The following is a 13,991-nucleotide window of genomic DNA, read 5'->3' as shown; positions in this document are numbered from 1 at the left end:
CGGGGGAGGTGTCCGGCATGGATGGCACCGCTGAGGCCGCTGCGCTGATCGGGCAGTCCGGCCTGGTCAAGGATGTGACCCGGTCCCTGCTCGATGACTCAAAATCAGGTGTCCTGATCATCGGTGCCGCGGGCACGGGAAAGACGGCGGTGTACAAGGCGGTGCTCCGCGAGTTGCCTCCGGGCGGCTCGGTGATCCGGCTGGCCGCCACGCGAGCCTTGGCCGCGGTGCCCTTCGGAGCGCTGGCGCCTTATCTGTCCGAACTGCCGGATTCAGAACTGGACTCCTTTGCCGCCGTTCTAAAGGCCGTGTCGGACCGGCTCAAGGCCGAGGCGGTCCGGCCGCTCTTCGTGGTCGACGACGCCCAGTTCCTGGACCGTGGCACCACGGAACTGCTCGCGCGCGCCGTTGCCGTCGGTGCCGCGGAAATCCTGGCCACCAGCCGTCCGGGCCCGTCGATCCCGGAACAGTTCCTGGCCCTGTGGGACGACGGGCTCCTGTCCAAGTTCGAGCTTTCACCGCTGAACCGGGCCGGAGTCCACGAGCTCTGCAAACACGTGCTGGGAGCTGACGTTTCCCCCTGGGCCAGTGCCGTCTTCGCTGAGGTAACAGGTGGGAACCCGCTGATGCTGATGTCCCTGATCGAGCACGAGCGATACAGCGGCGCCCTCGTCCTCCGCCACGGCGTGTGGTTCCTGAGCGCGAACCCCGATCTGGCCGGGGTGCCTGCGGCAGACGTCATCGACCAGCAGTTGCGCTCCATGACCGCCGAAGAGCGGACCGTGGCCGCCATCGTGGCCCTGGCCGGGCCGCTCCCGCTGGGCCAGATCCTGCGATTCAGCAACCCGAAAACGGTCGACGCGCTGGAGGCAGCGGGAATACTCACCGTTTCCCCGGGGCATGACCGTACCGTCCGGCCAGCCAGCCCGTTGCTCGGCGAGATAATCCGGCACCGGGTCCCGGCGGGCCAGAGTGCGACCTTGCGGGCGAGCCTACTTGATTTGCCCTCGGCAGGGGTGGTGGGGCCTGAAGCGTTCCTGAACCAGCTCCGTTGGTCCCTGGAATGCGGTGCGCCGGTCCCGCCAGCGCAACTGCTCCAGGCCGCCGCAGCGGCCAACACGGACCTGAACCCTGCGGCCGCGATCCAGGCGGCCGAGGCTGTGCGCGAAACGCGGTTTCTTGCCGAAGCCAAAATGCACCTCGCGTATGCGCATTACCTCCTTGGCCTGCCGGCGGAAGCCGCCGCCGACCTTGCGGCGGTGGGGCCTGTGCCCCATGGCAGGCTGTCATACCTTGCAGCGCGCCTCGCCGCGCGGCTACCGGACAGGATGGACGCTGCAGGGCGGGAACGGGTGGCGGAACCAGCAACCGGAAACGCCGGCCTCGGTCCGAATGAATCCCCGTGGTCCCAATTGCCCGCCGGAGGACTGGCAGCCGACATCCTGCACGGCCAGTGGGACGGACCATCGGCGGTCCGCGAGGCGCGGCTGCAGGACCTGATCGATGCGGCCGGGACCGTTCCGGAAGTCCGCCTTCCGGCCGTCTCGGCCCTCGGCGAGCTTCGCTCGGCCCAGGGCCGGCTCTCTGCGGGGTTGCGGCTGGACCGTGAGGCCTGGGCAGGCGCCGTCTCCGGAGGGCTGACGCTGCCGCTGGCCCAGGAAGAGGTACTGGCCCGGCACTGCCTCAGCCTCGTCCGGGCGGGGGAATGGGGGGAACTTGCGGAAGTCCTTGAGGGCTACGCCGCGGATTATCCCTCCCGGTTGCTGTACAGCGGCGGAATGCTGCATGCCATGAGCGGGTTCGCGCTTCTGCGCCGGGGACGAATCATGGAAAGCTTCGCTGAGTTGATCCGGGCCGTGGAAGAACTCGCCATCGCTGATCCCTTGGAGGTGCTGCCTTTCGCGCGTGCTGCCGCCGGGTACGCAGCAGCCCTTGCCGGGCGCCCGGGGGAGGCCCGGGAGCAGGCCAAGGGCTTCCACGCGGCAGCCTACAGCGGACCCCAGAGCCTTCGGCTGCTTTCCGCCGCGTATTGCCTTACCGTGGAGAGGCTCACCAGCGACGGGGACAGCGCGGAGCTCGAAGCGTTGGCTGACCAGGCGCAGCACCAAGGCTTGAGAGGCGTTGAAACGGACATCCGAAGGCTTCTGCTCAGAAGCGGGGACACCGGCAGTGCTACGGCTTTGGCTTCGAGCAGCAGCGCCATGGAGGGGCCCGAGGGGCGGCTGCTGGCTGATTTCGCCCGCGCAGTGGCCTCCAACGACGCGGCCGGGTTAATCGCCATCAGCGACGAGGCGACCGCCACCGGCCACGGGCTTCTGGCCTTTGAGGCTGCGCAGCAAGCGGCGGCGTGCCTGGAGCACAGCCCGGACCGCTGGCGGCTCACCGCGGTCCAGCGCAGGCTTCATCACCTCATGGCAGACGCCGGCATATCCGGCCCGGTGCCGGCTCTGCGGAACGAACAGGGACCGGTGCTGACGGCCCGCGAAGCGGAGATCCTGGAGCTCGTGGCGACCGGGTCTACGAACGCCCACATTGCCGCCGCGCTTTCCTTATCGCCGCGCACCGTTGAGGGGCACCTGAGCCGGATCTTCGCCAAGCTGGGCGTGAGCCGGCGTGCCGAGCTCCTTGAGGTGAAGCGCGAAAGCCGTCACCCGGCTGATGCTCCGGAGGAGGCCCCTGAGCTGGGGTGACAGCGCCGGCCACGCCCGGTCCCCGGCCCGTCTACGTACTGCACGAGTGGGTTGCAGGTTCCGCGGGGGTACCTGCAAGTAGTGGGACGGGGGGAAAGGATCGAGAAGTCGGGTAAAGGCTACTCGTGCACAGGTTTGACCGAGGGGCTTCAATTAAGTCAGTTCTTGAAAAAGAACAGCGGTCTCGAACTGAACAAGTTTCACTGAAATTACTTCAGGGCGGGCATCGGCCGGTGGCTTTACCAGCACGGGGGAGTTGCTCACAAGCGACTCTTGATTGCTGTTGCAGCTACTGCCACCATTGAAGGTGGTCGCGCCGATACTTTCCCTTCTCCGTTCTCCTTCATTGGAAATCGCACAGTGCCGTAGCCGGTAGCTGTGCCCCAAGGTCGGAGCCGGCGGCGTCAGAGCCTTCTGAGACCGAGGCTCTCCCCCCAGCCGCCGCCGGCTCCCTTAAACGGTCTGCCCCAGCGGGTTACCCGCTGGGGCGTCTGTTTGTCCGGACCGGTCCGTCGTGTGACCCAACACGTTGTCCGGATCTGGGTCCGGTAGCGTCCCTCGACCGACTGCCCGGACAACTCGCCAAGCATGGGATAATTAGGATCAATCTGCGTGACGTAATAGCGCCCGGCCGTCCCATCGGCGGCCATGCTCCTCCGCCACGCCGCCGCCGATCCAGGAGTTATACCCATGGTTGCCACACCAGCCCACCTCCTCCGCTCAGCCACCGCGCTGGGAAACGAGGAGGTCCTCAGGATCCGCAACGACTTCCCGATCCTGGGCCAGAGTGTCAACGGCAAGCCGCTGGTGTACCTGGATTCGGGCGCCACCTCCCAGAACCCGCTCAGCGTGCTGGAAGCGGAGCAGGAATTCTATGAGCAGCGGAACTCAGCGGTGCACCGCGGCGCCCACCACCTCGCCGTTGAAGCCACGGAGGCCTTCGAGGACGCCAGGGAATCGGTGGCGGCCTTCATCGGAGCCGGTCCGGATGAACTCATCTGGACGTCGAATGCCACCGAGGGCCTGAACCTGCTCAGCTACTCCTTCCTGAATGCCTCATTGCCCGGTGCTGCCCCGGAAGCGGCCCGCTTCGCCCTCTCCGCCGGCGACGAGATCGTGGTTACGGAGATGGAACACCACGCCAACCTGATTCCGTGGCAGCAGCTGGCGGAACGCACCGGAGCCACGCTGCGCTACATTCCGGTCGACGACGCCGGCACCTTGGACCTCGAGGCCGCCGCCCGCATCATCGGCAGCCGGACGCGCATCCTCGCCTTCACCCATGCGTCCAACGTCCTTGGCACCATCAACCCCGTAGCAGCACTGGTTGCCCTCGCCCGGCCAGCGGGAGCGCTCGTGGTGCTCGATGCATGCCAGTCGGCCCCGCACCTGCCCCTGGACGTCAAGGCACTCGACGTCGATTTCGCCGTCTTCTCGGGCCACAAGATGCTGGCCCCGACCGGTATCGGCGGCCTGTACGGCAGGGCCGAGCTGCTCAACGCGATGCCGCCGTTTCTCACGGGCGGGTCCATGATCACCACCGTCACGATGGAGCGGGCAGGATTCCTGCCGAGCCCGCAGCGTTTCGAGGCCGGAACCCAGCGGATCTCCCAGGCCGTCGCCCTGGCGGCGGCCGCGAACTACCTGAGCGAGACCGGGCTGGACCGGATCCACGCCTGGGAATTCGAGCTCGGGCAGCGTCTCGTGGCGGGCCTGGAATCCATCCCCGGAATCCGCGTGCTGGGACCCGCCGCCGGCCAGGAGCGGATCGGCCTGGCAGCGTTCGACGTCGCGGGCGTCCACGCGCACGACGTCGGGCAGTTCCTGGACAGCCGGGGGATCGCCGTGCGCGTGGGGCACCACTGCGCCCAGCCCCTGCACCGCCGTCTTGGCCTCACTGCGAGCACCCGTGCCAGCACGTACCTGTACAACACGACGGACGATGTCGACGCGTTCCTTAACGCCGTCGCCGATGTCCGCGGCTACTTCCAAGCCTGAGGACGGCAGTACATGAGTCTCGACCAGCTGTACCAGCAGATCATCCTGGACCACTCCAAGGCCCGGCACGGCAGCGGGCTGTCCGCTGCGGCAGTCCCCGACGGCGCGAGCAGCGGCCAGTCCCATCAGCTCAACCCGGTGTGCGGGGACGAGATCACGCTCCGGGTCGCCGTCGCGGACGGCAAGGTCAGGGAGCTGCGCTGGGACGGCAACGGCTGCTCGATCTCCATGGCGTCCGCCTCCGTGCTGACGGACCTCGCAGAGGGTATGGCCGTCGATGAGATGCGCACCGTGATTAGCAGCTTCCGCGAGGTGCTGCGCTCCCGCGGCAAGGTGCCCGCGGACCCGGAAATACTCGGTGACGCCGCCGCGTTCGAGGGCGTGGCGCGCTACGCGGCCCGCGTCAAGTGCGCCATGCTCTCCTGGGTCGCCGCGGAAGACGCCCTCGGACAGGCCATCTCGCACTAGGAGGGTCAGGGCCGGCCGAGCCCCTTGTAGGTCCAGCCCGCGGCACGCCACTTGGCCGGATCGAGGACGTTGCGCCCGTCGAGGATGCGCGGAGCCGAGACGAGGGCCCGGGTGCCGTGCGGGTCCAGCTCGCGGTACTGCTTCCATTCGGTCAGCAGCAGCACCGCGTCGGCCCTGCGCAGGGTGGTTTCCAGGTCCGGCTCCAGCGGCAGCTCCGGAAAGCGCTTGGCGGCATTGGGCAGGGCCTGCGGGTCAGTGACCGTGACCACGGCACCCTGCAGCTGGAGCTGGGCCGCTGCGCTCAGCGCCGGTGAGTCCCGGACGTCGTCGCTCTCGGGTTTGAAGGCGGCCCCGAGCACGGCAATGCGCTGTCCCATCAGGGACCCCCCGCACAGTTCCCGCGTCAGTTCGACGACGCGCGTGCGGCGCCGCATGTTGATGGCGTCCACCTCGCGCAGGAAGGTCAGGGCCTGGTCCGCGCCCAGCTCGCCCGCGCGGGCCATGAAGGCCCGGATGTCTTTGGGCAGGCAGCCGCCGCCGAAACCGATGCCGGCGTTGAGGAACTTCCGGCCGATCCGTTCGTCGAGGCCGATGGCGTCGGCCAGTCGCGTGACGTCAGCGCCGGTGGCTTCGCAGACCTCGGCCATCGCATTGATGAAGGAAATCTTGGTGGCGAGGAACGAGTTGGCCGCGGTCTTCACAAGCTCGGCGGTGGCGTAGTCGGTGACCAGCCTGGTGGTCCCGTGGGCGAGGGACGCCTGGTAGACCTGGTCCAGGATGGCCACCGCGGGGTGGTCCTCGCTGCCGTCCGGAACGCCGTAGATCAGGCGGTCCGGATTGAGCGTGTCGGTCACCGCATGGCCTTCGCGGAGGAACTCGGGGTTCCACACCAGCATGGCGCCCGGTTCGGTCTCGGCGATGACCTCAGCCAGCCGGGCGGCAGTCCCGACCGGAACGGTGGACTTGCCGGCGACCACATCGCCGGGGGACACCTGGGCTGCCAGGGCCTCCACCGCGGCATCGACAAAGCGCAGGTCCGCCGCGTTTTCACCCCGCTTTTGCGGCGTGCCGACACAGATGTAATGGACCTCGCACCCGTGCACGGCCTCCATCTCCGTGGTAAACCTCAGGCGCCCCGATTCCTCCAGCGCGGACAGCAGCTCGTCCAGGACGGGTTCATAAAACGGCGCCTGCCCCGCGGACAGCTGCGCCACTTTGCCGGCGTCCAGGTCGATGCCCACCACATCGTGACCAAGCTTCGCCAGGCACGCCGCGTGCACCGCGCCCAGATACCCGCAGCCGATAACCGATATCCGCATTCCTGGTCCTCCCGCAAAGGGGTGTGATCACAGAGTACGTCGCGGGGCCCGGTTTGGCACGGGCCTGCGGAGAGTGAGCACCAGCAGGGTGAGCAGGCTGCCGAGGGTTGCCCCGCCTGTATTCGCCGCGACGTCAAGCAGGGTGGGGTACCGGGCAGGCAGGAAGAGGAACTGGGCGAGCTCGATCAGGGCGGAGAGCACCAGGCCGGCGGCCCCGCCGGTCCACCAGTATCGGCTGCCGAAGATCCGGACCACCAGGGCTCCCAGCGGAACGAACAGGAGCACGTTTGCCGCCGACTCAATGAACGCATAGTCGATCCAGCCGGGCATCCCGCGCTGGTGCAGGTCCTGGAGCGCCTCCGCCAGCTTCCCGCCACCAGCACGGTCCACCGGCGTGGGCCAGAGGGCAATGGCCCCCAGAATCAGCGCGTAGGCGAAGAACTCCCACGTAATTACGCGGCGGCGGGGTGGCAACGGGAGGCGCCTTTCGGGAGTTCGCGGGCGTTTCCCTGAGTGTAGCGCCCTAGGCGAGCTGGCTAGGCGAGCAGGCTTGCGATTCCGATGGCCAGCGTTGCCGCTCCCAGCACCATCGAGATGCTGACCAGGACGACGTGGACGGTGAGGAACCGGGTGGCCCGGCCGCCGGCGTCGCGGGCCCGCGGGTCCTTCATCACCCGGCGCAGGAACTGCGGCCAGACCAGGAGGGACCAGAGGCCGGCCACGATCAGGACGATTGCCAGGGCTGCGGGTAGCTCCACGCCGCTAGTGGCTTTCGAGCCAGGCCTGGGCCTGCTGGGACTGGATGTTCAGGGCCTTGCCGACCATGGGCTCGGCCGCTTCGGCGATCTTGCCGCCGAGGAACGGCACCGAGGACGTGACGGTGCCCTCGAGTTCGATCCGCGTGCCGCCGGCTTCGGACACCAGCCGCTGGACGGCGTTGACATCCAGCGGTGCGCCGGCGACCTTCATCGAGATGTTGCTCTGGCGCGAACCGTCCGCGGCGGGGGCAGCCCAGGTTTCGACCTGGGTGACCTTAAGGCTTTCGCCGACAAACTTGCGGGCCATCTCCGGCATCCTCGTGGTGGGGATGGTCCGGACAATGGTGGTGACGAATGCCCCGGCGGTGTCGCCGTCCACGTTAAACGATTCCAGCGTGCCGCCGACGTATTCGCTGGTGTGGCGCAGGAAGTCCTCGTTCACGAGGACGGCGGTAACGCGGTCAACACTGTGGGGCAGGGTGGTGGATGCACTCAGGGGCACGGGTTCTCCAAAGCAGTTGTTGCGGTCGATGCGGCTCCCAACATCCTACGGGGTGTGCCCGGCGGGCTTCGATTCAAGCGCCTGCAGGTCCCTGGCGGCGGCGGTGATATTCCGTGACATGGCGGGGAAGATCAGGCTGTGGAACGGCAGGACGGCCAGCCAGTAGAGCCGTCCGCTCAGCCCCTTGGGAAAGAAGATGGCACGCTGCCGGTAGCGGCTGCCGCTGCCGTCCGGTTCCACGGAGAGTTCAAGCCAGGCCCGGCCCGGCGCCCGCATTTCGGCCCGCAGCCGGAGCAGGCGGCCGCGGTCTATCCGTTCGGCCCGCCACCAGTCGACCACTTCCCCCTCGGCCAGCAGGTGCGGATGCCGGCGGCCGCGGAGCAGGCCCGCTCCGCCCGTCAGTTTGTCCAGCCAGCCCCGGACGCGCCACGCCAGCGGCAGCGAGTACCAGCCGTTGCGCCCGCCGATGCCTTCGATGATGGTCCAGACATGCTCGGGATCCACCGTGCTGGTGTAGGTGCGTTCGTCGAGGTAGACCCGGTGGCCGGCCCAGTCCGGGTCGGAGGGAAGCGGATCGGCGTCGGCGCCGGCGCTTGACCAGGCCGTTTCCACCTGGCCGTCGCGCTCCTTGCCCAGGGCGAGGGCAACCGCACGCCGGTAAGGGGTCAGGCCGCCCTCGGGCAACGGAATGAAGGAATCGATGTCGTGCTCGCGTGAGACGGCGTCGGTCTGCAGGGACTCGACCAGCGGCAGGGACATGGACAGCGGAATCGGTGTCACGAGCGCCACCCACAGCCCGGCCAGCTTGGGGGCCGGAACGGGCAGGGCGAGCACCCAGCGCCGCGGCAGCCCGGCCTCGGCGGCGTATTCGTTCATCATGCCGGCGTAGCTGAGCACCTGGCGCGAGCCGATGTCGAAGGTCCGGTCAATCCTGCCGTCCAGCGACGCGGCGCCGAGCAGGTAGTGCAGCACGTCGCGCACCGCGATGGCCTCGATTCGGTTCCGCACCCAGCTCGGCGCAGGCATGACCGGCAACGTCTCGGCGAGGTGCCGGATCATCTCGAACGAGGCGGAACCCGAACCGATCACCACACCGGCCTGGAACACGACGGCGTCCACCGGGCTCTCGAGGAAGACCTTGCCCACCGCCTCCCGCGACCGCATGTGGGTGGACAGTTCTGCGTCCGACGGGTGCAGACCGCCGAGGTAGACGATCCGGCCCACACCGGCTGCAGCCGCCGCCGTCGCTGCGGTCTCTGCCATCGCCTTTTCCTTCGACTCGAAACCTGCTCCGGCCGCCATGGAATGGACGAGGTAGTAGAGGACGTCGACGCCGGTGAGCGCCTCGCGCAGCGCCTCGCCGTCGTCAAGGCTGCTCTGGACCACCTCGACCTGGTCGAGCCACGGCACGCCGGCGATCTTGGCCGGGGTCCGGACCAGGACCTTGACCTCGTGCCCGGCCTCCAGCAGCCGCGGGACAAGCCGGCCGCCGATGTAGCCCGTCGCGCCCGTGACCAGCACCGTCCTGGGGCTGCCCGGCTTCGAAGTGCGGTCCTGCGGCGTGCCGTGCATGGGAAGCTCCTTGTCGTTGCGCATACCTACGGTTCGGAGCCGCGGCGGCTGCGGACTGCCATTGCATTGTAGGCTTGGGATACCCCGGGATTCTCACGAATTTCGGGTATTCGTGTTGCCTGCACCCCGGAATCCCATCAGGAGCAACAGCTATGAGCCTCAACGGCCCTTCTCTCACCGGTCTGCGCCGTGCCCTTGCCGAAGACCGGAACTACGCCCGGGTCCAGGCCGAGGCGGCCCGTGGGTTCGATGCCCGCGGCGAGGACTATCAGATCAGCGCTCCGGCCGGAATGAGATCGGTCCTGCTCGCCGAAATGGCGGACGGGTTGAGGGCGTTAGCCACAGAAACAGCCGCGAAAGCACCCGTGGTGCTCGCCGTCACCGCGACCGGCCGGGAGGCCGAGGACCTGACCGAGGCCCTGCGCGCCTTCCTGCCGGCCGACGCCGTCGCGGAGTTCCCCAGCTGGGAGACCCTTCCGCACGAGCGGCTTTCGCCCCGGTCGGACACCGTCGGCCGGCGCCTGTCGGTGCTGCGGCGGCTCGCCCACCCCGAAGCCTCTCCGAACGTCGCCCTGCGGGTCGTCGTCGCCCCGGTGCGCGCCGTCGTCCAGCCAATCGTCGCCGGCCTGGGCGAACTGGTTCCGGTCACGCTCAAGGTGGGCCAGGAGGCCCCGTTCAGCAGCGTCGTCAAGAGCCTGGCCGATGCCGCCTACGCCCGGGTGGACATGGTCACCCGCCGCGGTGAGTTCGCGGTCCGCGGCGGCATGCTCGACGTGTTTCCGCCCACCGAGGACCACCCCATCCGGGTCGAGTTCTTCGGCGACGAGGTCGACCAGATGCGCTGGTTCGCCGTCGCCGACCAGCGCTCGCTGACCGCGCCCGGACTGCACCACCCCACGGAGCTCCATGCCCCGCCGTGCCGGGAAATCCTGATCACTCCTTCCGTCATGTCCCGCGCAGCGACGCTGAAGTCCCAGCTCCCGGCCGCCGCGGACATGCTGGAGAAGATCGCCGGCGGCATCGCCGTCGAAGGCATGGAATCCCTCGCCCCGGTGCTGGTGGACGCCATGGTCCCGTTCCTGGACCAGCTCCCGGCCGGTTCCATCGCGGTGGTGATCGAGCCGGAGAAGGTCCGCACCCGCGCGCACGACCTTGCCGCCACCAACGAGGAATTCCTCGAGGCGGCGTGGGCGACGGCGTCCGACGGCGGCGCCGCGCCCCTTGATCTGACCGCGCAGGCGTCCGAGGCCCTGCACTCCGCCAGCTTCCGCTCGCTGGCCGAGACGCGCTCGGCGGCCCTCGCGCACGGCGTTTCCTGGTGGTCCATCACGTCGCTGGCCACCGACGAGGAGCTGCTGCCCGACATCGACGTGCTAAACCTGCATGCCCGGGAGCCCCGCGGCTACCAGGGCGATGTTGCCGAAATGATGGACTTCATCGGCTCCCGGATCCGGGACCAGTGGCGGATTGTGGTGGTCACGGAGGGTCCCGGCCCGGCCCAGCGCCTCGCCGAACTCTTCCACGACAACGACATCCCCTGCGCCCGTGTGGACAAGCTCGACGACGACCCGCAGGCCGGGCTGATCGAGGTGACCACCGCCGCCCTCGGACGCGGCTTCGTCCTGGATCCGCTCAAGCTTGCGCTGCTCACCGAGGCCGACCTGCTCGGCCGGACCTCGGCCGGCTCCACCAAGGACATGCGCCGGATGCCGTCCAAGCGGCGGAACGCCGTCGACCCGCTCCAGCTCGTGGCCGGCGACTCCGTAGTGCACGAACAGCACGGAATCGGCCGCTTCGTGGAGCTGATCCAGCGGAAGGTTGCGGGCGGCGGCGACGGGGTACGCGAATATCTGGTCCTCGAATACGCTCCCTCCAAGCGCGGCGCCCCGGGGGACCGGCTGTTCGTGCCCACAGACCAGCTGGACCAGGTCACCCGGTACGTCGGCGGTGACACCCCGGCGCTGAGCAAGATGGGCGGCGCGGACTGGGCCAGTACCAAGTCCAAGGCCCGCAAGGCGGTCAAGGAGATCGCCGGTGAGCTGATCCGGCTGTACTCGGCCCGGATGGCCTCACGCGGTTACGCTTTCGCCGCCGACACCCCCTGGCAGCGGGAGCTGGAGGAGGCCTTCCCGTACGTGGAGACCCCGGACCAGCTGACCACCATCAACGAGGTCAAGGCCGACATGGAGCGCGAGATCCCGATGGACCGGCTCATCTCCGGTGACGTCGGGTACGGCAAGACCGAAATCGCGGTCCGGGCCGCCTTCAAGGCGGTGCAGGACGGCAAGCAGGTTGCCGTGCTGGTGCCCACCACGCTGCTCGCCCAGCAGCACTACGAGACGTTCACCGAGCGGTTCTCCGGTTTCCCGCTGGTGGTCAAACCGCTGTCCCGCTTCCAGACGGGCAAGGAAGCCAAGGAGACGGCCGACGGCGTGAAGGCCGGTTCCGTCGACGTCGTCATCGGCACGCACCGGCTGCTGTCCAAAGACTTCGGGTTCAAGGACCTGGGCCTGGTGATCGTCGACGAGGAACAGCGCTTCGGCGTCGAGCACAAGGAAGCGCTGAAGAAGATGCGCACCAATGTGGACGTCCTGGCGATGAGCGCCACCCCGATTCCCCGGACCCTGGAAATGTCACTGACCGGGATCCGCGAGACGTCCACCCTCGCGACTCCGCCGGAGGAACGCCACCCGGTGCTGACCTACGTCGGCCCGTACACGGACAAGCAGACCTCCGCCGCGATCCGCCGCGAACTCATGCGCGAGGGCCAGGTCTTCTTCGTCCACAACCGGGTGTCCACCATCGACCGCACCGCGGCGAAGATCCGCGAGCTGGTCCCGGAAGCCCGGGTGGAGGTGGCGCACGGGCAGATGTCCGAGAGCCGGCTCGAACAGATCATCGTGGACTTCTGGGAAAAGCGCTTTGACGTCCTCGTCTGCACCACGATCATCGAGACCGGCCTGGACATCTCAAACGCGAACACCCTGATCGTGGACGGCGCGGACAAGTACGGGCTCTCGCAGCTGCACCAGCTGCGCGGACGGGTGGGCCGCGGCCGTGAACGCGCCTACGCGTACTTCCTCTACCCCTCGGAAAAGCCGCTGGGCGAGGTGGCGCTGGAACGGCTCAAGGCCGTGGCCACGCACAACGAGCTCGGCGCCGGCATGCAGCTGGCCATGAAGGACCTGGAAATCCGCGGCGCCGGCAATCTGCTCGGCGGCGAACAGTCCGGGCACATCCAGGGAGTCGGGTTCGACCTCTACATCCGGCTGGTCGGCGAAGCCGTGGCCGAGTACCGGGGCGAGGCGGAGGAGAAGGCCGCCGAAATGAAGATTGAGCTGCCCGTCAATGCCCATCTGCCGCATGACTATGTGCCGGGGGAACGGCTGCGGCTGGAGGCCTACCGCAAGCTCGCCAGCGCCCTGACCCACGAGGCTATCGACGAGGTCCTCGCCGAACTAGTGGACCGCTACGGTGAACTGCCGCTTCCCGCGAAGAACCTGATCGACGTCGCACGCTTCCGGGTGGGCGCCCGGGAAGCCGGGCTGAGCGATGTTGCCCTGCAGGGGAACTTCATCAAGTTCTCCCCGGCCCAGCTGCCGGAGTCCAAGCTCATGCGCCTCACCCGGATGTACCCGGGGGCACAGGCCAAGCCGGCGCTGGACGCGGTGCTCATTCCCAAGCCCAAGACGGCACGGATCGGCGGCCGGGACCTGCAGGATGCCGAGATCCTCGACTGGGCCAACGGCGTCATCCGGAACATCTTCTCCGACGCCGCTGTGCCTGTCTCACCGACAGGGAGTTAAAGGATGATGGGAGGACATCACGCCGCGTCAGGAGCCGCGGCGTGGGTGGCTATTGCCTCGACCGGGCCGTACGCGCTGGGGTGGTATCCGCTGGACGCCACCGGGATCGTCATCGGGGGAATGGCAACGGCGGGGACAGCCCTGGTCTGCGACTGGGACCACCGCTCCAGCACCATTGCGCACTCGCTGCCGCCGCTGTCCAACGTGATCGCCGTCGGCATCGAGAATGCCAGCGGCGGGCACCGGCAGGGCACCCACTCGGTGCTTGGCGCTGCGTTCTTCGTGCTGCTCGCCGCGTTGGCCGGACAGCTCCAGCTGCAAACCGACTGGGGGCTCCTGTCCGTCGGCGCCGGGCTGCTGTGCATGTTCCTGATCAACATCGCGGCCAAGGCCCTGAAGCTCTTTCCGAAGTATGGCTGGATCAGCAACTGGGCCTTTGGCCTGGCCATGGCGGGACTCGTGACCTGGTTTGCGCCGCACCAGTGGACCTGGCTGCCAGTCTCAATGCTCACCGGCGTGCTGGTCCACATCGTCGGGGACATGATCACCACCGGGGGAGTGCCGCTGCTCTGGCCGCTGGTGATCAAGCCGCCGAGGTTCCTGCGGAAGCTGCCGCTCGTGAAGAACGTCTGGAAAGCCAACGGGGCGTTCTCCATCCCCCTGCTGGGACGCGCCGGGTCCCGGCGGGAATGGTTCGTGCTGATCCCGGTCAGCGGCTACGCCATGATCGGCATGTTCGCGGCCGCGCTGGCGCTGGCGAAAGTGCACTTCCCGGCCGCCGTCGCGCTGGGCACCTCGCTGGTCCACCGCCTGCTGGCCGCCGTCGTCGGGAATTAACGCGCCTTAACCAGCTGAAGCTCCGGAATCCGGAGCTTCAG

Annotated in this window: 10 protein-coding genes; 5 read left to right on the top strand and 5 right to left on the bottom strand. The window is 68.3% G+C overall.

What is annotated here, in order from left to right; all coding sequences use genetic code 11:
* Positions 1-17: 17 nt before the first annotated feature.
* From QFZ65_RS15235 to sufU, 3 genes are all read left to right on the top strand, one after another.
* Entirely contained in the window at positions 18-2,690 is a 2,673-nt protein-coding gene (locus QFZ65_RS15235; protein ID WP_306911542.1) for a LuxR C-terminal-related transcriptional regulator, read from the top strand.
* A 684-nt stretch (positions 2,691-3,374) separates the two neighbouring features.
* Positions 3,375-4,688 carry a SufS family cysteine desulfurase gene (locus QFZ65_RS15230; RefSeq protein ID WP_306912601.1) on the top strand — a complete coding sequence of 438 codons (1,314 nt, stop codon included), beginning with the start codon at positions 3,375-3,377 and terminating at the stop codon, positions 4,686-4,688.
* A 12-nt stretch (positions 4,689-4,700) separates the two neighbouring features.
* Entirely contained in the window at positions 4,701-5,156 is a 456-nt protein-coding gene (sufU, locus tag QFZ65_RS15225; RefSeq protein ID WP_306911541.1) for a Fe-S cluster assembly sulfur transfer protein SufU, read from the top strand.
* Between the two features lie 5 nt (positions 5,157-5,161).
* Here sufU and QFZ65_RS15220 read toward each other — a convergent pair whose 3' ends face one another.
* The 5 genes from QFZ65_RS15220 to QFZ65_RS15200 all read right to left on the bottom strand — a co-directional run bounded on the left by QFZ65_RS15220 (position 5,162) and on the right by QFZ65_RS15200 (position 9,307).
* Positions 5,162-6,475: a UDP-glucose/GDP-mannose dehydrogenase family protein gene (locus QFZ65_RS15220; RefSeq protein WP_306911540.1), complete on the bottom strand. Its 1,314-nt coding sequence runs from the start codon at positions 6,473-6,475 to the stop codon at positions 5,162-5,164.
* 27 nt (positions 6,476-6,502) lie between these two features.
* A complete protein-coding gene (locus tag QFZ65_RS15215; protein ID WP_306911539.1) occupies positions 6,503-6,949 on the bottom strand; it encodes a VanZ family protein in 447 nt (148 codons plus the stop codon).
* A 62-nt stretch (positions 6,950-7,011) separates the two neighbouring features.
* Positions 7,012-7,233, bottom strand: a complete 222-nt coding sequence (locus QFZ65_RS15210; RefSeq protein ID WP_306911538.1) for an SCO4848 family membrane protein — start codon at positions 7,231-7,233, stop codon at positions 7,012-7,014.
* A gap of 4 nt (positions 7,234-7,237) precedes the next feature.
* The gene (locus tag QFZ65_RS15205) at positions 7,238-7,735 is read right to left on the bottom strand and encodes a DUF2505 domain-containing protein (protein WP_306911537.1); all 498 of its coding nucleotides are present in this window, start codon (positions 7,733-7,735) and stop codon (positions 7,238-7,240) included.
* A gap of 45 nt (positions 7,736-7,780) precedes the next feature.
* Positions 7,781-9,307, bottom strand: a complete 1,527-nt coding sequence (locus QFZ65_RS15200) for an SDR family oxidoreductase (RefSeq protein ID WP_306911536.1) — start codon at positions 9,305-9,307, stop codon at positions 7,781-7,783.
* Positions 9,308-9,459: 152 nt separating this feature from the next.
* On the opposite strand from QFZ65_RS15200, the gene mfd reads away from it, so the two are divergent.
* On the top strand, positions 9,460-13,113 hold the full coding sequence (mfd, locus tag QFZ65_RS15195; protein ID WP_306911535.1) for a transcription-repair coupling factor: 3,654 nt from the start codon (positions 9,460-9,462) through the stop codon (positions 13,111-13,113).
* A 3-nt stretch (positions 13,114-13,116) separates the two neighbouring features.
* Complete coding sequence (locus QFZ65_RS15190) at positions 13,117-13,950, top strand: metal-dependent hydrolase (protein WP_306911534.1); 834 nt, start codon at positions 13,117-13,119, stop codon at positions 13,948-13,950.
* Positions 13,951-13,991 lie beyond the last annotated feature (41 nt).

The sequence above is a fragment of the Arthrobacter sp. B3I9 genome (genome assembly GCF_030816935.1).
Classification (GTDB): Bacteria; Actinomycetota; Actinomycetes; order Actinomycetales; family Micrococcaceae; genus Arthrobacter.
The sequence above is the reverse complement of the archived record's forward strand: the minus strand, read 5'-3'. Positions and strand labels throughout refer to the sequence as shown.